The following is a 23,002-nucleotide window of genomic DNA, read 5'->3' as shown; positions in this document are numbered from 1 at the left end:
CGCGAAGTGAAGTCTTTGTCTATTCAATATGGACTTAAAACGCTCTTGTAATCTGCATGCTCATGATGACGAACATCGGAAAGCCGTATGAGGGAAAACCTCACGTACGGTTTGATGAGGAGGGGCTGGGCCCCGCCCAGCCTTTCACTCTAGCACTAACATATGAAAGTTCAATTTTTATAAAAAAGGATAATTCATTGTAAATACGGAAACGGGATGCGGTTGTTATACTCAAGCTGATCAAAAGCATAAGGGGGAAGGTAGGATGAAAAGAACGTTAACGGTGGCGTTATTGCTGGCGATGGTATGGGCATTGGCGGCATGCGCCGGCAATGGCGGGGGAGGCGGCAACGAAGCCGGAGATGGCTCCGGCGGAGGAGGCAGCCAAGGGAAAGTAGGCATCTCCATGCCGACGAAATCGTCGGAACGGTGGGTGAACGACGGCGCGAATATGGTGAAGGAATTCGAGAAACTGGGCTATCAAGCCGATTTGCAATACGCCGAGGACGTCATCGAGAACCAGGTATCCCAAATCGAAAATATGATCACGAAAGGAGTCGACATCCTCGTCATTGCGTCGATCAACGGCGAATCGCTCACGGAAGTGCTGCAAAAAGCGCATGACCAAAATATCGACGTCATCGCTTACGACCGGTTGATTCGCAATACGGACCATGTAAGCTACTATGCCACGTTCGACAATTTCAAGGTCGGGGTGCAGCAAGGAACGTACATCGAAGACAAGCTGGGGCTGAAAGACGGCAAAGGACCGTTCAATATCGAAATATTCGGCGGTTCCCCGGACGACAACAACGCTTACTTCTTCTTCGACGGCGCGATGTCCGTGCTGCAGCCTTATATCGATTCCGGGAAACTCGTCATCCGCAGCGGCCAAACGAAATTCGAGCAAGTCGCGACATTGCGTTGGGACGGCGCGCTGGCGCAAGCGCGGATGGACAATCTGCTTAGCGCGAACTATTCGACGGAAACATTGGATGCGGTATTGTCGCCTTATGACGGCATCAGCATCGGGGTCATCTCTTCCTTGAAAGGCGTTGGATACGGAAACAGCAAGCCGATGCCGGTCGTCACCGGGCAAGACGCCGAACTGGCTTCGATCAAGTCGATTCTTGCCGGCGAGCAAACGCACACCGTCTTTAAAGATACGAGAGAACTCGCGAAAATCGCCGTTTCGATGGCGGACAGCTTGCTGAAAGGCAAGGAAGTGGAAGTCAACGACACGGAAACGTACGACAATGGCGTGAAGGTCGTTCCTTCCTACCTGCTTGAGCCTGTGTCGGTCGATGCGACGAACGTCGAGCCGGCTCTCGTAGATACCGGATATTATACGAAAGACCAGTTGGGTCTATAACTAGCGGCACGCAGGCGATCTGCGCGATTCCGCCCGGACATGCGGAAGCTTCGTCCGGGCGGACTTCCCGCTTGACGGCGGCGGAAGGCTAGCGCGCGAGCGTCCGCAAGTCGACTATTACGATATGGAAGGTTGTGGCCGCATGTCGGAATTCATATTGGAAATGAGAAACATCACGAAGACGTTCCCTGGGGTCAAGGCGCTCGAAGATGTGAATCTGCGGGTCAAAACGGGCGAAATCCATGCGCTTTGCGGCGAGAACGGCGCGGGAAAATCGACGCTGATGAAGGTGCTCAGCGGGGTATACCCGTTCGGATCGTACAGCGGCGAAATTCGTTTTCAAGGGATGGCGTGCGAATGCAAGGACATTAAACAAAGCGAGCAAATGGGCATCGTCATCATCCATCAGGAATTAGCTTTGATTCCGTATTTATCGATCGCGGAAAACATATTCCTCGGCAACGAGCAAGCCCGCGGCGGCATCATCGATTGGAACGGCACGATAACGAAAACGACGGAACTGCTTGCCAAGGTTGGGCTGGCGGAATCGCCGACGACGCTCGTGTCGAATCTGGGCGTTGGCAAGCAGCAGTTGGTCGAGATTGCCAAGGCGCTGTCCAAAAAGGTGAAGCTGTTGATACTGGACGAACCTACGGCCGCGCTGAACGAAGACGACAGCGAAAATTTGCTGCAATTGTTGTTGGAATTTAAAAAGCAGGGGTTGTCCTCGATCCTGATCTCCCATAAATTAAACGAAATTTCCAAAGTAGCGGATTCCATCACGATTTTGCGCGACGGCCGGACGATCGAAACGTTGGATACGAAGGAAGATCGCGTGACCGAGGATCGCATTATTAAAGGGATGGTGGGCAGAGATTTAACGCATCGTTATCCGCAGCGGGAACCGCAGATTGGGGACGTTATTTTCGAAGTTCGCGATTGGAACGTATATCATGAATCGCATCCCGACCGCAAAGTGATCGACGATGTTTCCCTCTATATCCGCCGGGGAGAAATCGTAGGCATCGCCGGGTTGATGGGAGCGGGCAGAACGGAGCTGGCGATGAGCATATTCGGCAAATCGTACGGCAAAAAAATTAGCGGCCGCGCCTTCATGAACGGGAAGGAGATCCGGCTGGACAACATCAATCAGGCGATCGAACAAGGCATCGCTTACGTCACCGAAGACCGTAAAACTTACGGTTTGATTCTCATCGACGATATCAAACGCAATATTTCGCTGGCAAGTTTGAACAAAATCGCGAGCAAAACCGTCATCGACGAAAATCGGGAAATCGCGGAGGCGGAGTCGTTCCGGCGCAAGATGAATATTAAAACGCCGAGCATTTTGCAGAAAACGATGAATTTAAGCGGCGGCAATCAGCAAAAGGTCGTCCTAAGCAAATGGATTTTCGCCGAACCCGAAATTTTAATACTGGACGAACCGACCCGCGGCATCGATGTCGGCGCCAAATACGAGATTTATACGATTATTCATCAATTGGCGGCGGAGGGGAAGGGAATTCTCGTCATTTCGTCGGAGCTGCCGGAAATACTCGGCATATGCGACCGCATTTACGCCATGAACGAAGGGAAAATAACCGGCGAATTGCCGCGGACGGAAGCGACGCAGGAGAAAATGATGAAATATATGACCAAATCGGGGGGGACCGGACATGGAAGAGCTGACCAGATTGTTTAAGAGCAATATCCGCCAATACGGGATGATCGTTGCGCTGGTCTTAATTATGATTCTATTCCAAATCTTGAGCGGCGGCATTTTGCTGAAGCCCTTAAACATTACGAACTTGATTTTGCAGAACAGTTATATTCTCGTACTCGCGATCGGCATGGTGCTGGTCATTATTACCGGCCATATCGATTTGTCGGTCGGTTCGGTCGCCGCGTTCGTGGGGGCCGTCTCGGCCATTCTCATGGTCGATATGCAAGTTCCGTTTGCGGCGGCCGTCGTCATTTCATTGATTATCGGCGCGCTGATCGGGGCTTGGCAAGGATTCTGGGTCGCCTATGTGAGAATCCCTTCCTTCATCGTCACGCTAGCGGGCATGCTGCTGTTCCGGGGCTTGACGATGATCGTGCTGAAAGGCCAATCGATCGCGCCGTTTCCGAACGGCTTCCGCAATATAAGCACCGGATTTATTCCGGATTGGTTCGGCGGCGGCACGCTTCATTTGTTAAGTATCGCAGCAGGCGCCGTCTTGTCCGTTGTTTTTATTGCGATTGAGTGGAGGAAACGGCTGAACCAGCGGAAGTACCTGTTCGATGTCCTTCCCGCCGGTTTGTTCGTCGCCAAACTTGTAGCGATGGTCGCGATTATCAACGTTTTCACGTATGTTCTGGCCAGCTATGAAGGAATACCGAACATCTTGATCTTGCTGTTTATTCTTGTCGCCGTTTATTCCTTCGTAACGAATAAAACGGTCATGGGACGGCATGTATACGCCCTCGGCGGCAATGAAAAAGCGGCTAAGCTGTCCGGCGTCAAGACGAAGCGGGTAACGTTCTGGGTGTTTGTGAATATGGGAGCGCTTGCGGCGCTTTCCGGCCTGATCTTTGCCGCCCGCTTGAACGCGGCGACGCCCAAGGCAGGCGTCAACTTCGAGCTCGACGCGATCGCTGCGTGCTTTATCGGCGGAGCGTCGGCCACCGGCGGCGTCGGCACCGTCATCGGCGCGATTGTCGGCGGGCTGGTCATGGGCGTCATGAATAACGGCATGTCGCTCGTCGGGCTCGGGATCGATTGGCAGCAAGGGATTAAAGGCTTGGTATTGCTGCTCGCGGTCGCTTTCGATATTTACAATAAAAATAAAAGCGCATAGGCAATTGTGGCCTATTGTGCCTGGGCTGCCCGGCGGATTATACGATCTGCTCGAAGGCGGCCCTATTTCGTTCGTTCGCAAATACAGGACTTGCCGCAATCCTCGTCGAAATGGTAAACGCTGCGGGTTTGCCGCGCAAATACGAGTCGAGGTGATTTTCAATGAAGTTTCGCACCGTGTTATTCGATTTTGACGGGACGCTTGCCGACACCCTGCCGATTTGCTTTTACGCGTTTCAACAGGTATTCCGTACCTATGACGGCAGGGATATCGGAGAGGAGGACATCGTCTCGATGTTCGGACCGTCGGAAGTGGGGATTATCAAAGAAAACTTGCTGCAACAGGAGCGGGTGGATGCGGCGATTGAAGATTACTACCGTTATTACGATCAAGAACATCGCAACGCAGTGGGCGTGCGGGCGGAAATGATCGACATGGTGAATCGGCTGAAACGGGAAGGAATCGCCGTTGGAATCGTGACGGGAAAAGCGAGAAGGAGTTACGAGATATCCGTAAACTATCTTTTTCCAAGCGGCATGTTTCAAGCGGCCATTACCGGGGACGATGTCGTCAAGCCGAAGCCCGATCCGGAAGGAATCGTAAAAGCGATGAACATGCTTGGCGCGTCGGTCCGGGAAACGCTCTATGTAGGCGACAGCGACGCGGACATCGAGGCCGGCATTAGAGCGAATGTGAAGACGGCCGGCGTGACATGGCTCGAACATTCCCACGGCAAGCCGTTCTCGGTACGGCCCGATTACGAGTTTGCGAGCGTCTCGGATTTACTGCATGCCGTGCTGGATCGGGAATAGGAAGAAAGCATATGGAAATGGAGAACCGGCTCATAGCCTACTTATTCGAATACGATGCGCTGATGAATGACTTGCTGATCGTCCAAGAGTTGAACTTGCCTCAATGCTTCATCGCTGCGGGGTATATCCGGAATTACGTATGGGATCGGCTGCATGGATGGGGTCCTCGGGAAACGCATGACGATATCGATGTCGTATTTTATGACGCGGACGAGCCGTTCGAAGAGCGGGACCGGCGGTTAACGCAAACGCTCATCGCCGCGACCGGAAACCGGAAATGGTCCGTCAAAAATCAGGCGAGGATGCATATTCGCAATAACGCGGAGCCTTATCGGTCAACAGCAGACGCTATGAGCAGATGGCCGGAAACCGTTACGGCGATCGGCGCGAGGCGAACCGGGGACGGGCGAATCGAATTATGCGCTCCCCACGGGCTGGAAGACTTGTTCGGGATGGTCGTGAGAAGAAGCCCATTCTTTACGGACAAGGATGATTACTTGGAACGGGTAAGGAAGAAGGGGTGGAAAGCGAAGTGGCCGCGGATCGACATTATCGAGGATTAGCCGTTCCCCCGCATGCGATCCGCGCGTACCTGCGCTGCTCGTTTGGCGTTAATGAAACTGACAATCCTTATTGGGCTTAAAATGAAGACATCCTCATTCTAGCGAAAGTACGCACCGTTATTCATTGGAAATCGGCGGTTTTACCGCCTTTTTCCCACTGGCGTTGCATTAACTTTTTTCAGCAATATTAAAACAACTGTGTGATTACCTGCTATTCCTTCGCATTTATTCTGCGGCCCTACTCCCCAAATTCGCGAACACAGGATCCGTTAATGATGACAAACGGCCCGATTTCGGACCGTTTGCGGACAGACGATCCTTTATTCGCGGCAAAAGTGCAAAAACAAGCCCTACGACGAACGAATAACGGAACCAATGTCTGCCTAAACAGCGAATAAGCGATATGGAGGCATCATAACGGCCGTACGGTCCGGATAGCAATTTCTCGATGCGACGCTATTGCACAAACCCGACATTTGTATGAAATTTCGAACATAACGGAAGGATTCAATGCATGCGCCGCTCGTTTAGTATGATATTTCGTCTCACCTTTGCAGGATCAGGGGCCAAATCGTGATTTGAGTATGAAATTTCGAACATAATCGACGGACTGAACTCATGCGCCGCTCGTTTAGTATGATACTTCGGCTATATTTTGTGATCCCAATCCTGAGTCATCATCCCAACCCGGTTTAAAATTAATGCAACGCCATTGCTCCTGAACAAGCGGGATTTCGACCAAAGGCGGACTGAACGGATACCTGCGAAGAGAAGCGATCCCGCCTCGTATCCGCGCAGCTTGCCAACCTTCGTCGGAAATGAAGTTGATCTCAAGCGGCCATTTTGAGCAACCGATAAATCTATTTACATACAAACAGTATGTATGTTAACATAGGATCAACAATCGAAAAGGAGAGATTTTCTATGAGAACAAACAGCTTTTATCCGGTCATTTTGACGGAAAAGGTCGCATTGAGCGCCGCGTTTTACAAAGAACATTTCGGCTTTGAGGCGGTATACGAAGCCGATTGGTACGTAAGCATGAAATTGGCGCAAGGCGAAATTCCTTACGAATTGGCTATTTTGGACGCGACGCATCATACCGTACCGGCCGCTTACCGTCAAAAAGCGCAAGGGTTGATTCTGAATTTTGAAGTGGAGGATGTCGATGCGGAATATCGCAGACTGATCGTGGATCGGCGTTTGCCGCTGCAGCTCGATCTTCGGGATGAAGAGTTCGGCCAACGGCATTTCATCACTTCGGACCCGAACGGCGTGTTGATCGATGTGATCAAGATCATCCCTCCGTCGGAATCGGAAAGCGCGCAATATATAGAAGCTGTCTGGTCAAACGACGAGGACGGCAATCAATGAGCAACGCGACAGCTTTGAAGCATTATTTCGGGGTCGAACCGCGGACTTCTAGGAAGGCGATTCCGAAATCAATTGTCATTGCTGGAACCGCTAGCAGATGACCCGTCCTTCTATGTCTGAAAGTTGGCGGCCAATTTGGAACTATTGAAAAAATGACAGTAGAGTGGCAAGATAATTACAGAGTATGTAGCGGGAGAAAAATCCACTTATGAGAAGAAACCAGGAAGAAACGAATGAAACGATACGTAAACTGATCGAAGTGGGGAGGACGCATTTCACGGAACGCGGTTATGCGGATACGGCTCTGGAGGATATCGTCAACGAGGCCGAAATGACGCGCGGGGCGCTTTACCACCATTTCGGAAACAAGAAGGGATTGTTCCGCGTCGTATTCGAATCCGTGCAAAAGGAAATTGCCGAGCGGATCGAAACGGAAGCGGCCGCAAGCGAGGACCTGTGGCAACAGCTGCTGCTGGGCTGCCGCGCGTTCGTCGCCTCCGCTGTCGAGCCCCGAAATAAGCGGATATTGTTACTGGACGGTCCCGCCGTATTGGGATGGGAAATGTGGCGCATGACGGACGAGCAAAATTCGATGCGGTTGTTGCATGAACAATTGCAGTTTATGCAGCGGCAAGGATGCTTTAAACCGGTAACGATTGAAGCGATGACGCATTTTATTTCCGGCGCCCTGAACGAATCGGCGCTTTGGATCGCGCATCATCCGGAGCAACGGCACGCTTTGGACGACACGATGAAAGTGATCTCTTTGTTTATGGAAGGTTTTAAACGCTAGACGAAATTTAATAAGATATTATGGACCTCAAAAAGAAAATAACAGAGGTGGACTTTAAGTGACACAGCTTGCCGACGATACGAAACCGCTCCTGCCCTATCCGGTACTAACGACAAAGCTGCATATCCCCCGGACGATCGCCGATACGCTCGCCCGACCGAGGCTCATTAGCCGTCTGCGGCAAGCGCGCAATGCAGCCCTTATTTATATTTCCGCTCCGGCCGGATTCGGCAAGTCGACCTTGCTTGCCGAATTGGCGGGCACCTTGGACGCCCGGCCGGGTTGGGTTTCGCTTGATCAAGGCGATAACGACTTGACGATGTTTTGGCTCTATATGATCGCAGCGATCGATACGATAAGCCCCGGCTTCATGGCAAGAACGAATGCCGTTCTTACCTTGCTGGAACCGTCCAAGCCGGAACCCGGCATTGCCATGCTGCTCAACGAATTGCAGCGTTTGGAAGGGCCGATTGTCCTCTTTTTGGACGACTTTCACGTCGTTACCGATTCGAATGTCGTCTCGTCGTTTTCCTATTTTATCGAGCATTTGCCCCGGCATGTCCAACTTGTGCTGGCAGGCAGAACGGAGCCTCCGTTTCCCGCAGCCAAGCTTCATAGCCGGGATATGATGGTTCGTTTGGATGCGCGCGATTTGCGTTTCACCGAGACGGAGGGAGCCGATTTCTATCGGCATTGCATGAAGCTCGAATTGTCCGCCCAAGATGCGGAGGAATTGGTTAAGCGGACGGAAGGCTGGGTTACGGCAATGAAATTGGCGGCGATGTCTGTGCGCGATTCGCATGATCCGGCAGCGTTGATTCGCAATTTTAGCGGCGATTATCATGTTTTGGAGCAATATTTGCTGGAAGAAGTATTTCATGGGATGGACGAACGGCTGCAATTTTTTATTATGGAATGTTCCGTCTTGCAACGAATGAACGCCGCCTTATGCAAGGCGGTAACCGGTTGCCGGGACAGCCAGTCGATGCTGGATGATTTAGAGCGTATGCAGCTGTTTGTCATACCGCTTGACGAACGAAAGATTTGGTACCGCTTCCATCATTTGTTTTCCGAATTCGCATTTCGCCGCTTGCAGAGAGCAGATCCGGAACGGCTGCCGGCATTGTACGCGGCGGCGGGAGCGTGGTGCGAAGACGAAGGCTTGCACGAGGAGGCGCTGGATTATTATTTATCCGGCAAGCACTATAACCGCGCCGTTCGATTGCTCGAGGAAATGACCGCCACAATGATCCGAATGAATTGGACTTCCTTGTATATGAGACTGTCCGAAGTGCCGGAATCTTTGCTTTTGCAATCTCCGTCCCTTTATTTTTCCAAGGCGCTTACTTTGCTGTTCGGCGACCGTAAATATTCGTTGGTGGAAAGAATGCTGCTCCGGGCGGAAGAGAGGTTTGAAGCTTCCGGCGGGGAGTGGACGGAGGAGGAGAAGAACGACTTTCTGGGAAGCCTTTATTTTGTACGGGCGTTTTACGCATCGCAAGCTTTGGACGATATGAATCTTGTCATTCATAATATGAAGCAGTCCAGACTCTATAAGCCAACGGGGACGAAATTGGTATTCGCCCAGTCGGTCGTCCGCGCGAAGCATTCGATCGTCAAGGAGCATGCCAGCAGCCATGAAGGCTACCCAAGCATGGATATCGTCATTCCGTTTTTGAATCAGTTGATCGAAACGGTAGAAGCTTTGGGACTGGCCGGATCGGCGCTCGTATCCGTCAGCGAGCACATGTATGAGCTAAACGAGTTGGAGGCGTCCGAATCGTATGCCCGGCGGGCGATCGAATCCACCGATTTCAACAACCCGCTCGCATCGGAAGCATTGGTTCCCGCTTGGCTTCTGTTGTCCCGGATTCGCAAAGCGCAAGGTCTGCGCAGCGAGGCGGAGGACATGCTGCGGGAGGCGAAGACGAGTGTCATTCGTTTAGGCATCCCGTCCGCCCTGATCTATTGCGACGCGGAATTGGCCCGGCTCGCTCTGGACGCCGGCGACTTGGAACCGGCGGAAGCGTGGATCGGCCTGTACCGGATTTCGGCCGCCGACAGCTTCACGGCGCAGCAATTATACGAGTATCAGTTTCTAGCGCGGATTCTGCTGGCTCAAGATCGCCTGGCGGAGGCGCGGGAACTTGCGGAACGATTGCTTGCCGTCGCGGTGCAGGCCGGACGGAACTATCATCGGGATGAAATTCACGTACTGCAATCGCTTATCTTGTCTAAGATGGGAGAGACCGAGGCGGCTTTAAACATCGTGAAACGTACGCTGCATATTACCGGGACGGATTTCGTCCGCCTATATGTCGACGAAGGACGGCCGATGGCCGAGATGCTGGCGATGCTTAACGAATCCCTCTCGCTGCCGCGCGATGCCGAATCGCCGCCGGCGACCAATATTCGCCGCTTGCTCGCATGCTTGGGGAACGCGGGGGGCAAGGAAGATTCGCCGAGCCCGTTCGCCTTGCTTCTTACCAAGAAGGAACAGGAAGTATTCCGGCTGATCGTGCAAGGATTAACGAATAAGGAGATCGCGGAAAAGCTCGGAATCGGCTACGGGACGGTCAGATCGCATATTAATCGTATTTACGGCAAGCTCCAAGTCGAAAGCCGGGACGAAGCGATACGCAAAGGTTACGGCATGGGGTTGTAAACCGTCATGATGGTTGCTTACGTTGTAAAAAATACAACATTTGAGGAGGGGCTAGGCGGTTTTGAGCCTTTATGTTGCACATTATGCAACATAATCGTAGATGAAAGGACAGAATGCGCTGTTATACCCGGAGAATGTTGTACATTGTACAACAAAGTTATCTTTGCAGACGAATAAGATAGCGAAATGTTGTATTTTTTACATCATGGATTTCAACCATAGCAACAGTAACAGGAGATCCCCTCTGTCAATGCAAAGGGGATCTTGTTGTTTGCCCTGCTGCCTCATTCCCGTCTTTTTGTAGTCACGTTAATCTGTTCGGAAATTTCCGATTCGAAATCGTTGCGAAGCGCAATGACCGTATAATAATACGGTGTATTGGGAGCAAGATCCGGATCGGTATAGGACGTTCCTCCCACACGGAATTCCTTGTTGTCAAATCCGTTCCTGTACACGATATATTCCGTCGCTCCGTCTACGGCATCCCAAGACAGCGTCACGCTTCGATCCGAAACGCCGGTAGCTGCAAGGCCGCCCGGCTGAGGAACGATTTCCGCCGCGGCGATGAGAAAATTGTCATCGACGAAGGTAGGCGTACCTTTGATCATATGGTCTGCTCCCGTATACCCGCCTCGATATTTCCATGTGTCGCTCCAACGTTCATATAGCACGGTATTCTCGGCCGCCAATCCAGCCGGTATCGGGAGGGAGATCCGGGCGATTCTTTGATGCAAGCCGGAAATTCGCAGGACGGCGTAAGGTTCATCCGAATCTATGCCGACTTTCTCGATCGTAAACGAAATGAAATCGCCCTCCTCGTCCCTTATAGAATCGGACTCGATTTCTATCCGATACGGCATACCGTATAATTTGCCGGCAGCGATCGCTATCAACCGGTCCTCCACAGTGTGAAACACGGAGGTCACGGTAACCGGCCCGCCCGTTTCGACCGGCTCCAGCGCAATCTCATAGACGCGGGACAATGCAGATTTGGACGAATTTGCTCCGGAGGCGGCAACGATCCAGATTCGATCCGTATCATGGTATGTATCGAACGTGACGGAAGATACGCCGTTGCGTACGATACCGACCCCGGCTTGCAGTGCGGGCCCCCAGCCTGTATCGGCATCGTAATCCAATCCGTTGCGGATATGCTCAGGCCTTGGATTGGCCCCGCTGCCACTTGGAGATTGCGGAACAACCCAATATACGGAATCCGCTTGGCTCGTATATACGGCGAGCGTCACGGCTGATCCATTCCGTCCTTCCACCAGATGTTTTGTCACAGCCGGGTGAGGAGGAGAAGACGGCGAACCGGGCGAACCGGAATCGGGCGATCCGGAATTGCCGGGGGGCGGACTTGCCTTGGTCTCTTTATCGGGCTTTTCAACGGCTTCTTCCGATTCGCTCGCCTTCTCTTGCTCCTCGCCTGATCCATTCGAACGGCTTCCGATAATTTTCTGGGCGGATTCCAAGTAATGTTCTTTTTCTGCTCGAAATTCGTAGGCTAAACGGGCTACCGCCTGACGATCCGCATTTCCTGCCGGATCGAAATTGCCATTCGGCAAGCCCTTTATAAATCCGATTTCTTGAGCTAATGCAATACTGGCTCTCGCATATTCGGCAATCGAATCCGCATCATGGAAGCGAAGGGTTAAATTTGTGCCTTTGGCCGCTTCTTCCATATTCAAGGCGCGCACGAAGAAAGTCGCCAATTCTTGCCTGGTAAGATTGTGATCGGATCCGAATTTACCCGATCCGATCCCGTTCGTTATGTTGGCATTGACCAAAGCCCCGACATAACCGACCGCCCAGTCCGGGACATCCTTGAATGTGGCTGCGGCTGCGGCATCCTCTGTCAAATTTGTTGCCAATGCGAGAATTTTGGCAAACTCTGCGCGGCTAATGGCCTGATCCGGTTTGAACGTGCCGTCCGAATAGCCGTTAATGATTCCGGCTTCTATTAATCTTTCGATTTGTTCCTTCGCGTAAGAGTTGTCGATGTCGGTCAATGGGCTCGCGCCGACTGCCGAAGCGGAGAAGGCGAGCATCAAGACGAGCAGCAGCAATGGAACTGTTTTTTTGTACATTTTGACAAATTTCTCTCCTTTCTTTCAATTTACTGCATCGCTTGCTAAACAATATACCATTGTCTTCCTGGTTGTAAATCGACCTTTGCAAAAGAAAGACGCTAAGGGTGGAGATGGAGGGTGGAGAGAAGAAAAGAATGTTATCTTAAAATCAACGAAATTGTCAAAAATTAGCGTTGTTTTGGTAATATAGAGGAAACAGTCGCCATCATTTCCTTCACGGTAGCCGTATTAGAATGGAGGGCTAAAACGATGATCATATCGACAAAGCTGCATATTCCTCGGACGCGAGCCGCTCTCGTGGAAAGAACCCGCTTATTTGCAAGATTGGACGAAGGCCTTCAATGTCCGTTAACATTGGTTGCCGCGCCGCCAGGTTACGGGAAAACGACTTTGCTTAGCGAATGGTCCGCAACGATAGATTCTGCGGCTTGGGTCTCGCTGGATAAGGGGGATAACGAACCTGCCCGATTTTGGATGCTGTCCATTTCGGCTTTGGCGAACGTCTTCCCTGCCTTTGACGGGCAGGCCGCGCTTCGTTACGCCGAGATCGACCTATCCGGATATTCGACGGTTGCGGCGCTGCTTAACGAATTAAACCGCATGCAAAAAAGAGCAGTTTTGATATGGGACGATTTTCATGAAATTTTTCAGGTTTCGATGATAGAGCAAATTTCTTATTTCATAGACCGGCTTCCTCCCTGCGTTCATCTTTATATTGCCAGTCGTACCTTGCCGCCTTTGGCGCTTTCCCGACTGCGTATGAAAGGCGGTTTAGTTCAATTGGGAACGGACGATTTGCGATTCTCGAGAGAAGAAACAGCCGAATTTTTCGGTTCTACAAGTCACGGTCCGGAACTGTCGCCGTCCGAAACAGAAGAAATATTGGAGCGGGCCGAAGGCTGGGTGGCCGGAATGCAGTTAGCCTGCATGTCTTGGGGCGGAGCGGGAAGGCGTCCCGGAGTGACGCTGCAACTTACCGGCAGCCATCGCTTGATTTCGGATTATTTCTTCGAGGAAGTATTGTCGAGGCAAACGGAAACGATGAAGCATTTTCTGCTTCGCACGTCGCTCCTGGATCGCATGAACGGGCCGTTATGCGAAGCGGTAACCGGTATGAAGGATAGTTCCTTGTGCTTGCAAGAACTGGAGCGGGCGAACTTATTCCTGATCCCTTTGGACGAGCGAAGGGAATGGTACCGGTATCATCATTTATTTCAGCAATTTTTACAGATGCAATGGAAAAGAGAAGGCGAGGATCGTTTTCGCGTTGCACATATGGCGGCAGCCGGTTGGTTTGAGCGCCATTGCATGCCGCAAGAAGCGATCGAGCATTATTTGGCGGGAGCTTATTATGAAGAGGCTCTTCGCATCGTAGAGGGGATCGTTCCGACGCTGAAAAGCTCCGAATGGATGCAACTGCATCTTTGGTTGAATGCGATACCAGATTCGACGCTCTTTGAGAAACCAAAGTTGTTCATAGCGAATGCCGCCTCCTTGTTTTTATCCGGCGAAGTTGAGCCGGCTACGGAGAAATATTGGTGGGCGGCGAACAGGCTGGAACAAGCGGAAGCCTTGCCCTCCAATGTCAGGAAGGAATACGAAGCGGGATTGGCTTTTCTCGTCGCCTTTCGCTATTTTTTGGAACAAGATTTTGAAACATCGATCCAATATGCCGCACGATATGTACGCATTCATCCGGAAGGAGACTTCTTCGTAGGATTTGGTTCCGGGCAAGACGGATATCATCCGATCTGGGACGTTCATGCATCCGCAGGAGGGTTGGTCCAGGCCGAACAAGCGCTGAGCGCTTTGCTGGCGATTTGGTCGGAAACTCGAAACGTATATTTTATCGCGCATTTATGCATCGATTTCGGGAGGCTGCAATATGAGCGAAACCGGCTGGACGAGGCGGAACGATACTTTCGCAGATCGCTCGAACTAGGAAGGACGCATGAGAATTTGAGTCTTACGGTTCTGTCCTCCCTTTGGATCGCGCGCGTATATACGGCGGACGGACGATGGGAACTGGCGGAATCCGTCGTTCGGTTATTGAACGAACAGGTGCAGGAGAGCGGCTCGAATCGGATGCTCGCCGGTAAAATTCGATGGTTTGAGGCGCAGCGGATGCGGATGCAAGGCGATGGAGAGCGTGCGGCGGCATGGGTATTGGAAGGCGGCATGCATGCCGGCGATGAAATCTCCGGTTCGATGATTGAGGAATACGACTTGCTCGTTTGCTCGCTTGCCGCATATGGCAGGGCGACGGAGGCGGAAGCGTTGACGGATCGTTTGCTGGATATCGTCGACCGGGTAAGAAGTCAAGGCGCTTATCTTCGCTTATTGATCCGCAAAAGTTTGCTCTTGGCGCAGAAGCAAAATATGGCGCAAAGCTTGCATATGCTGGAGCGAGCGCTGGCGTTGGCAGAGCCTGAAGGTTATATCCGGTCGTTCGTCGATGAGGGCAAGCCGCTTCGCAAATTGCTCGCTTCCTATTTGAAATCCCGCCAAAACAATCATCGCCGCGGCAACCGCAACGTCTCGTTGAGTTATGTAAAAAGGTTGCTTCGTTCGATGTACAACAGCCGGCTGCTAACCGAACTTGCGGAAATGAAGGAATACCATTTCGATTCGCTTACCGCGCAAGAGACGAACGTGTTACAACTTATCCATGCGGGACTTACGAATCAGGAGATTGCCTCCCGGCTGCAAGTATCCCTATCAACCGTCAAGACGCATATTAACAATTTATACAGGAAACTGCATGTCGACAATCGGATCTTGGCCGTCCAGCGCGCCAAGCAGTTGGAACTGCTTTAAATTCGGATGCCGATGGCATATAATTTTGATGTAAGCCCAATCGTCGGTGAACGGAGGGAAATTCGGTTATGGAAAACTATGCGCATCTCGTCGCCAAGCAAAGGGAGTTTTTTCAAACCCATCAAACGAAAGCGTTGTCTTACCGCCTTGAAGCGTTGAAAAAACTGCAGGCGGGCGTCAACCAATACGAGAGAGAGATTATGAACGCGTTGAAATCCGATTTGAACAAATCGCCGTTCGAATCGTATTCAACGGAAATCGGCATCGTCTTGCATGAAATTCGCCATGCGATCAAACATGCCGCCTCTTGGGCGAAGCCGAAGCGGGTGAAGACGCCGCTCACGCATTTCGGCTCGACGAGCAAGATGTACCCCGAGCCGTACGGCGTCGCCCTGCTGATCTCGCCATGGAACTATCCGTTTCAATTGCTGATTGCGCCCTTAATCGCCGCGATCTCTGCAGGGAATTGCGCCGTCTTGAAGCCTTCGGAATGGTCCCCAGCCACGTCCGGCATCATCGCCGACATCGTCCGGGAGATTTATCCGCCCGAATATATAAGCGTCGTCCAAGGCGGAGTCGAGACGAGTCAGGCGCTGTTGCGGGAGAAGTTCGACTATATCTTCTTTACGGGAAGCGTAGCGATCGGCCGGGCCGTCATGCAGGAAGCGGCCAAGCATTTGACGCCGGTAACGTTGGAGCTTGGAGGCAAAAGCCCGTGCATCGTCCATCGGGACGCCGATTTGAAGTTGGCGGCCAAACGAATCGCATGGGGCAAGCTGATCAATGCCGGGCAAACCTGTGTAGCGCCGGATTATCTTTACGTTCATCAAGAGGCGAAGGAGCCGTTCCTTGCGCGGTTGCAAGAAGCGATCGCGGAAATGTTCGGCGCCGATCCGTTGCAAGCGGAGCATTATGTCCGCATCGTCAACGCCAAACATTTCGACAGGCTCGTTTCTTTGATCGATCCGGCCAAAGTCCGGTTCGGAGGCGGGATAGATCGGGCGAAACTGGCGATCGAACCGACATTGTTGGATAGGGTCGCTTGGGACGACCCGGTCATGCAAGACGAAATATTCGGCCCGATCTTGCCGGTGCTCGAATACGACGATTTATCCGATATCATTCCTACGATCAATGCGCGCCCAAAGCCGCTGGCTCTTTATATATTCTCCGAATCGAAGCAAGTGCAGAAACGAATCTTGCGGGAAGTGTCCTTTGGGGGCGGATGCGTCAACGACACGGTTATGCATGTCGGCTCCCCGTATTTGCCGTTCGGAGGCGTCGGGGAGAGCGGAATCGGCGCTTATCACGGCAAAGCCGGATTCAACGCGTTCACCCACTATAAAAGCATCGTTCGATATACGACGAAATTCGATGTCCCCTTTCGCTATCCTCATGTGACAAACGGGCTTAAAAAGATCAAATTGTTTCTAAAATAACATCCCGTCCCGGAATCGCCGCCTTCATAAAAAATTCATAATTTCCTTTATTTTTTCCGCAAATTTGTACGCTATGATGTGAGGCATCGATCTGCGCAAAGGGGGAAATCAAGGATGTTATATGATACGTTCATCTATGCGATCGAGCAATTCGGATATATTATTTATAATGACGTATGGAAATTGTTATGGCTGACGTTCGTTCTAATTGCCGTCGCGGCCATTCTTCGCTTTACTTATACCTAAAACAACGCACGGGAGCGATGCCGTTTGACCAAAAACATATTAATCGTCGACGATGAAGCGGAAATTCGGGATGTTGTCCATATCTATTTGCGTAACGAGGGCTACCGCGTGCTGGAAGCGGAAGACGGGATTCAAGCGCTGGAACTGCTCAGGCGGGAAAAGATCGACTTGATGATCTTGGATATTATGATGCCGCGTATGGACGGAATACAAGCTTGCCTGAAAATAAGAGAGGAATCGAACATCCCGATTATTATGCTGTCGGCCAAAGGCGAAGACTTGGATAAAATTATGGGGCTATCGACGGGGGCCGACGATTATGTCACGAAACCGTTCAACCCGCTGGAGCTGGCCGCCAGAGTGAAAGCCCAGTTTCGAAGGCAGCATTTCAACTCGGAGATGGAAAGCGACGCTTCCGTTATACGCATCGGCGACTTGACGATCGACCGAAGCCGTCATTTCGTCGCCGCGGGCGGCAAGGAAGTGTCGTTGACGCCGACCGAATTTGCCATCCTGGAGCTATTGGCGTCGCATCGGGGCCATGTTTTCAATACGGATAAAATTTATCGGAGCGTATGGAAAGACCCATCGATTTATTATTCGGAAAATACGGTCATGGCGCACATTAGAAATATCCGCGAGAAGATCGAAGCGAATCCGAAAGAACCTCAATATATTAAAACGGTGTGGGGAGTGGGATATAAAATTGAAAAATAATATATTCCATTGGATCGGCGCGAGAAGAAGCTTGCGCGGGCAAATTTTATGGTCGATTGCGTTTAGCTTTACGCTCGCTTTGCTGCTGATGGCCGTCGTCGCCAGTATCCTGAATCAAACCCCGATTGCCGCTCGGCTCTTTTTTGTGCCTCTGATCGTCTTTGTCGCTTCCTTTCTGTTCTTTTTTATGTTATTCACCCGCAAGATCGTTGCCTATACGCGGCTCTTGGCGGACGGCCTCATGCTGATCGCGGAAGGCGATCTGCGTTATCGGGTTCCTATATCGAGGCAAGACGAGCTTGGTAATATGGCGCAATGCATTAATCATATGGCGGCGCAAATCGAGCGGCATATGGAGCGGGAAAGGCAGGCGGAGCGGTCCAAGCTCGAGTTGATTACGGGATTGTCACATGACTTGCGAACGCCGCTGACGAGCGTGATCGGCTATTTGAATCTGATTCAAAACGAAACGTTTCAAAATCGAGAGGAGTACAACCGCTTCGTCGACAACGCGGTTCAGAAAACGCAGCAGTTGAAACATCTGATCGACGATTTGTTCGAATATACCCGGTTGAACAACAGGGATGTCGGGTTGTCGATGCGGGAAGTCGATTTGAAACATTTGCTGAAGCAAATGTTGTACGAATTCGAGCCGATTGCCGAGGAACAAGGGCTAACCGTCGCGACGGTTTGGGATGCCGACGACATCGCGGTAGTCATGGATCCGGAGAAGATGGCGAGGGCCGTCGATAACTTGTTGATGAATGCTTTGAAGTTCTCGACCAAACCGGGAGAGGTGAAGGTACGGCTTCGCGCCGAACGGGGACGGGCTTTGCTGGCGATCGAGAATGCCGGTGCGCCGATCGATAAGGAAGCGGAGGCCAGGCTGTTCGATCGCTTCTATAAAGGCGAACCGTCGCGGAAAGACAATCGTTCTCCTTCCGGTTCAGGGTTGGGCCTTTCGATCGCCAAACAGATTGTGGAACTGCATCACGGTCGCATCTGGCTCGAACATCGAGACGGGAGCTATACATTCTATATTGAATTGCCTTTGGCCGCCTAACGGTCGGACGTTAACGGAATCGGCCGCATTCGAGTGTTTAATAATTTTTATATTGACAAATAAAAATTTTTGCGGTATAATATAAAATTTTACCATTTACTTTCTGCGGAAACTCCAGTAGTATATTGTTCTGTAAAAAAACGATGCGACTAAGGGAGGATGATCGTATGAAAGTAGCCGATGGATTGGTTATGCTGGAAATTGCGGCGATCGTGATGGGAAAAGAAGATGTTATTCATCCTGCGTTCCTATGGGACGATCGTTCGGCCGTTCTGGTCGATACCGGTTACCCGGGTCAATGGCCGCTTATTCGCGATGCGATTCTAAAAGCGAACGTTCCGTTGGAGAAGCTCAGCCATATTATTGTGACGCATCAAGATTTGGATCATATCGGTTCGCTTCCCGTCATCCTGCAAGATGCGAAGCAACGGATCGAAGTATTGGCCTCTTCGGCGGAAAAGCCGTTCATCGAAGGCGAGCGGAAACTGCTCAAAATATCCGAGGAGGCGATCGAGAAAGCCGTCGCGGCGTTGCCGGCCTCGGTGCCGGAGCAAATGCGCAGCGCATTTCGGGCGGTGCTGACGAATCCGCCGAAAGCCGGCGTCGATCGCGCGATCGGCGACGGGGAACATTTGCCGTTTTGCGGCGGCATCGCCGTCATCGGCACGCCCGGCCATACGCCGGGGCATACGAGCCTGTATCATATGCGAAGCAAGACGTTGATCGCCGCGGACGCGTTGACCGTAGAGAACGGACAATTGCTCGGGCCCAACCCGGCTACCACGCTTGATATGGAAGAGGCGCTCGAATCGCTGCGCAGACTAGCCCGCTTCGAGATCGAGAACGTCATCTGTTATCACGGGGGGCTGTACCGGGGCGATGCCAACCGGCGTATTGCGGAGTTGGCTCTGTAATTGCGGGTTGCAATACGGAAGGAGCGGCCGATCGATTCGGCCGCTCCTTCAAGTTGATTATTGTTCTGCTATGAGTCAATTTCATCATTCGCCACCGTTGATGCAACTGGCTTTATTGCGCATATCGGAGGGGACCTCCCTATTTCGAAGGCGATCCGCGCGGACCTGCGCTTTTTGTTGGGCGCCAACGAAACGAATAATCCTTACTCGGCTCAAAATGACGACGTTCCAATCCTGACGAAAGCAGGTACCGTTATTCCTCGGGAATGGGCTGCTTTACCGCCTTTTTCCCCTCATTAACGTGTTTCAGTTTCGTTGCGCCGGCGACAAGGTGTTTTAGCAGGCATTAGCGTGTTAACGTTTCGTTAGCTCTCCCGATGGGCCGTCAGCCGCGCAGCTATTATAAAATTGACTCCTATAGTACTTTTTTCAACTTTGTAATATAATTGGCGCGGATGAACAGGAAGTAAACGACTTGAATGAGCGCGAAAGATCCGAGCACGATCGCCGATTCCAGCATCAAGTTCGCGCCGAACGTATTTTGCAGCGTGTTCAGTGCGACCGCTCCGTGGACGACGGCCACGATAATCGGCACGAAGAACAATAACCCGATTTGCGTCGATACGATCTTCGACAGCTCGGCTTCCGTCAACCCCAGCTTGCTGATGGCGCGGTACTGGATCCGGTCGCTGTCCAAATCCGCATAGAGGCGGAAGTACAAGAAGCTCCCGGCAGCGACGAAGAAAACGGCGCCGATGAATAGTCCGGCCAGGAAAATTTGTCCGAACGTTTGATTGGTATCGTTCAAATTATACGCCCGCGCGGAGAAACTGTAATGTTCGCCGCCACCCCCCAATTCTTGTTGCAGCTGCTTCGAGACAGATAGCGTTTGCCGCCATTCCCCTATATCGTAGATATATGAAGTGGAGTCTTGCTCCGAATCCGGCAATGCCCCGAATACTTCCGCAGAAACGACGGCGGTTTCCGCATAATCGATTTGCAGCAGCGACGGCGGTTTCACCTCGCGTTTGGCCACGGCGAGCGAGCGGCCTTCCTTGACCGAAATTTGTTGTACTTGCTCGGCGGCCGCATTTCCGAATCCCATATCGTCGGGATAGAACAGGAACGCTTCCCCGCTGCCCACCGAAATGTTCTCCTTCGTCAATCGCTTGTAATCGTCCGCCGATATGAAGCTGTACCGCTTCTTCGTGGCGGTATCGATGACGGCCTTTTTCTTCACAACGATCGGCTCGTATTCGAATCCGGCATCCGCAAGGGCTTGCTCGATCCGCGCGGTATGCCGTTCTTGCTGCTCGTTCCCGGCATAGGATTCGTATTTCATCGGCGCGGTCGATCCGATAATCGTTCCGGTAAACATCGACTTCATTCCGACTAGGGTGCCGATCGCGCAGAAAGCGACGGTCGAGATGATGGCGACCAGGAAGAACATGCGGGCATTGTCTTTCATCCGGTAAGCCAGATCCGACAAGGTAATCATATTCGTTTTGCTGCGGTATAACGATTGTTTCTTTTTCAGCTTATGGATCATATAGACGCTTAATTGCGTGAACAGGAGGTAGGTTCCTGCGCTGACGAGCGCGACGACGGGCAGCAGCGCCAGCAGAACGAGTATTCCTTTCACTATGAATGCGATGGCGTATCCGATCGCTATGAGCACAGCCGCCAGAATGGCAAGTCCGGTGGAAGCCTTCGGCTCAGGCTTCGGTTTCGCCGATCCTTTCAGCAGATCGATCAGCGAACTGCTGCGCAATATGATGGCCGTAAACATCGAAATGAAAATGAACAGCAGCGCAAACGCCGCGAATGTAAGCCAAGCGGCTTTGAGCGGCCAATAGAACGCCAGCGGCTCCTCCAACGACAGGATGGAAGACCCGAGCATCAGCATGCCTTTCGACAACAGCAGCCCGACGGCGATGCCCGATACGGTTGCGGCCAGCCCGATAATGACATTTTCCAGAAAGACGAGCTTCCGTAATTGATAATCGGACATCCCTTGCATGATTACAATGCCGAATTCCTTCTTGCGCGATTTCAGAAAGACGCTCATCGAATACAAAATAAAGAAAAACGTAAATACGTAAATGATATATTGCGAAGCGTCCATGCCCGCTTGTGCGCCTCTTCCGTAACTGCCCGTACCGTCGAACGAAAGATACGGATGGAACGCGAGCATCGTATAGACGAAGAAAATCATGACCGAGAAGGCGCAGCTGAAGAAATAACCGGCGTACAGCCGTTTATTGCGAAAGACGTTTCTAAATGCGAATTGACGAAAATTCATCTTCCGTGCCCCCAATCGAAGACAATACGCCCATAATTTCCTGGAAAAACATTTGACGGCTGTCCGTCCGGCGCAGCTCCCGATACAACGAGCCGTCCTTGATGAATATGACGCGGTCGCAGTAACTGGCCGCTTGGGAATCATGCGTTACCATCATCATCGTCGCGCCGTCATCCTTATTCAATTTCTCCAACGTCTCCAGCACGTCCTTCGCCGCCTTCGAATCGAGGTTCCCGGTCGGCTCGTCCGCGAGAATCAGCTTCGGATCGTGAATAATGGCTCTGGCAATCGCCGTGCGCTGGCATTGCCCTCCCGATATTTCATACGTCCGTTTGTTCAAAATATCCGCGATCCCGAGCTTGTCCGCGATCCGGTTGACCCGTTCGTCCTGTTCCCGAACGCTGACGTTCTCGAGCGTAAGCGGGAAAACGATATTCTCCTTCACCGTCAGCGTCTGCAGCAGGTTGAAATCTTGAAACACGAAACCGAGCTCCCTGCGGCGAAACAGCGCCAATTGCCGTTTGTTCAATTGGTGCGTATTCTTCCCGTCGATCATGACTTCGCCGGAGGACGGCTTGTCGATCGTGGAGACGACATGGAGCAGCGTCGTCTTTCCGCTTCCGGAAGGTCCCATGACGCCGACGAACTCTCCTTTTTGCACCGTTAAATTCAAATTCGATAGCGCTTGATAAGCTACTTTGCCTTCATATACTTTGGATACGTTTCTAACGTCCAGCATGGCGATTCGCACACTCCTTCATCATATAACTTCTATGCTATTAACTATAGTCGCTTCGATGAAAAGCAGCCATTGATCTTCCTTACGGAACCTTTCATTTTTGTCATGTTGCTGTGTGCTATAATGGATGGAAAAGTCCAGCGGTAAGATGTCAAGCCCCTGATTCATGAGAATTGGAAATTTACTTTAAGGAACAGGTCAATGAGTCAGGAAAAAAGACAACACCAAACTAAACCCAGTTCAAAAATCGAGT

General features: G+C 51.7%; 17 protein-coding genes. 14 read left to right on the top strand and 3 right to left on the bottom strand.

All coding sequences use genetic code 11. The features are described from left to right. Window positions 1-265: 265 nt before the first annotated feature. The 8 genes from chvE (at window position 266) to KQI79_RS28410 (ending at window position 10,419) form a co-directional block, all read left to right on the top strand. Window positions 266-1,372, top strand: a complete 1,107-nt coding sequence (chvE, locus tag KQI79_RS25640; protein WP_216541186.1) for a multiple monosaccharide ABC transporter substrate-binding protein — start codon at window positions 266-268, stop codon at window positions 1,370-1,372. A 142-nt stretch (window positions 1,373-1,514) separates the two neighbouring features. Beyond that, complete coding sequence (gene mmsA, locus KQI79_RS25635) at window positions 1,515-3,074, top strand: multiple monosaccharide ABC transporter ATP-binding protein (protein WP_216541185.1); 1,560 nt, start codon at window positions 1,515-1,517, stop codon at window positions 3,072-3,074. Continuing rightward, a complete protein-coding gene (gene mmsB, locus KQI79_RS25630; protein ID WP_216541184.1) occupies window positions 3,049-4,212 on the top strand; it encodes a multiple monosaccharide ABC transporter permease in 1,164 nt (387 codons plus the stop codon). The genes mmsA and mmsB overlap by 26 nt, the downstream gene beginning before the upstream one ends. 161 nt (window positions 4,213-4,373) lie before the next feature. Continuing rightward, window positions 4,374-5,024, top strand: a complete 651-nt coding sequence (locus KQI79_RS25625) for an HAD family hydrolase (RefSeq protein WP_216541183.1) — start codon at window positions 4,374-4,376, stop codon at window positions 5,022-5,024. An 11-nt stretch (window positions 5,025-5,035) separates the two neighbouring features. Continuing rightward, on the top strand, window positions 5,036-5,587 hold the full coding sequence (locus KQI79_RS25620) for a nucleotidyltransferase family protein (protein ID WP_253298414.1): 552 nt from the start codon (window positions 5,036-5,038) through the stop codon (window positions 5,585-5,587). A 924-nt stretch (window positions 5,588-6,511) separates the two neighbouring features. Beyond that, complete coding sequence (locus tag KQI79_RS25615) at window positions 6,512-6,961, top strand: VOC family protein (RefSeq protein ID WP_216541182.1); 450 nt, start codon at window positions 6,512-6,514, stop codon at window positions 6,959-6,961. Between the two features lie 208 nt (window positions 6,962-7,169). Next, window positions 7,170-7,754, top strand: coding sequence for a TetR/AcrR family transcriptional regulator (locus KQI79_RS25610; protein WP_216541181.1), 585 nt, complete (start codon window positions 7,170-7,172; stop codon window positions 7,752-7,754). A gap of 58 nt (window positions 7,755-7,812) precedes the next feature. After that, entirely contained in the window at window positions 7,813-10,419 is a 2,607-nt protein-coding gene (locus KQI79_RS28410; RefSeq protein ID WP_216541180.1) for a winged helix-turn-helix domain-containing protein, read from the top strand. 284 nt (window positions 10,420-10,703) lie between these two features. Here KQI79_RS28410 and KQI79_RS25600 read toward each other — a convergent pair whose 3' ends face one another. Next, window positions 10,704-12,509 carry an S-layer homology domain-containing protein gene (locus KQI79_RS25600; RefSeq protein ID WP_216541179.1) on the bottom strand — a complete coding sequence of 602 codons (1,806 nt, stop codon included), beginning with the start codon at window positions 12,507-12,509 and terminating at the stop codon, window positions 10,704-10,706. 252 nt (window positions 12,510-12,761) lie between these two features. Between KQI79_RS25600 and KQI79_RS25595 the strand changes: the two genes are divergently transcribed. From KQI79_RS25595 to KQI79_RS25575, 6 genes are all read left to right on the top strand, one after another. Next, window positions 12,762-15,329 carry a winged helix-turn-helix domain-containing protein gene (locus tag KQI79_RS25595; protein ID WP_216541178.1) on the top strand — a complete coding sequence of 856 codons (2,568 nt, stop codon included), beginning with the start codon at window positions 12,762-12,764 and terminating at the stop codon, window positions 15,327-15,329. Between the two features lie 68 nt (window positions 15,330-15,397). Continuing rightward, a complete protein-coding gene (locus KQI79_RS25590; RefSeq protein WP_216541177.1) occupies window positions 15,398-16,768 on the top strand; it encodes an aldehyde dehydrogenase in 1,371 nt (456 codons plus the stop codon). Between the two features lie 114 nt (window positions 16,769-16,882). After that, window positions 16,883-17,014 (top strand): hypothetical protein, encoded by a 132-nt coding sequence (locus KQI79_RS28095; protein ID WP_301287981.1) that lies wholly within the window; start codon window positions 16,883-16,885, stop codon window positions 17,012-17,014. A gap of 24 nt (window positions 17,015-17,038) precedes the next feature. After that, the gene (locus tag KQI79_RS25585) at window positions 17,039-17,731 is read left to right on the top strand and encodes a response regulator transcription factor (RefSeq protein WP_216541176.1); all 693 of its coding nucleotides are present in this window, start codon (window positions 17,039-17,041) and stop codon (window positions 17,729-17,731) included. Next, window positions 17,721-18,794 carry a sensor histidine kinase gene (locus KQI79_RS25580; protein ID WP_216541175.1) on the top strand — a complete coding sequence of 358 codons (1,074 nt, stop codon included), beginning with the start codon at window positions 17,721-17,723 and terminating at the stop codon, window positions 18,792-18,794. Before KQI79_RS25585 ends, KQI79_RS25580 begins: the two co-directional genes overlap by 11 nt. A gap of 167 nt (window positions 18,795-18,961) precedes the next feature. Next, window positions 18,962-19,708: an MBL fold metallo-hydrolase gene (locus tag KQI79_RS25575; protein ID WP_216541174.1), complete on the top strand. Its 747-nt coding sequence runs from the start codon at window positions 18,962-18,964 to the stop codon at window positions 19,706-19,708. A gap of 415 nt (window positions 19,709-20,123) precedes the next feature. Here KQI79_RS25575 and KQI79_RS25570 read toward each other — a convergent pair whose 3' ends face one another. Both KQI79_RS25570 and KQI79_RS25565 read right to left on the bottom strand, forming a co-directional pair. Further along, window positions 20,124-22,010, bottom strand: a complete 1,887-nt coding sequence (locus KQI79_RS25570; protein ID WP_216541173.1) for an FtsX-like permease family protein — start codon at window positions 22,008-22,010, stop codon at window positions 20,124-20,126. Further along, window positions 21,985-22,749 (bottom strand): ABC transporter ATP-binding protein, encoded by a 765-nt coding sequence (locus tag KQI79_RS25565; RefSeq protein WP_216541172.1) that lies wholly within the window; start codon window positions 22,747-22,749, stop codon window positions 21,985-21,987. The genes KQI79_RS25570 and KQI79_RS25565 overlap by 26 nt, the downstream gene beginning before the upstream one ends. Window positions 22,750-23,002: the final 253 nt, after the last annotated feature.

The organism is Paenibacillus sp. MSJ-34, assembly GCF_018918005.1.
Taxonomy (GTDB): Bacteria; Bacillota; Bacilli; order Paenibacillales; family Paenibacillaceae; genus MSJ-34.
The sequence above is the reverse complement of the archived record's forward strand: the minus strand, read 5'-3'. Positions and strand labels throughout refer to the sequence as shown.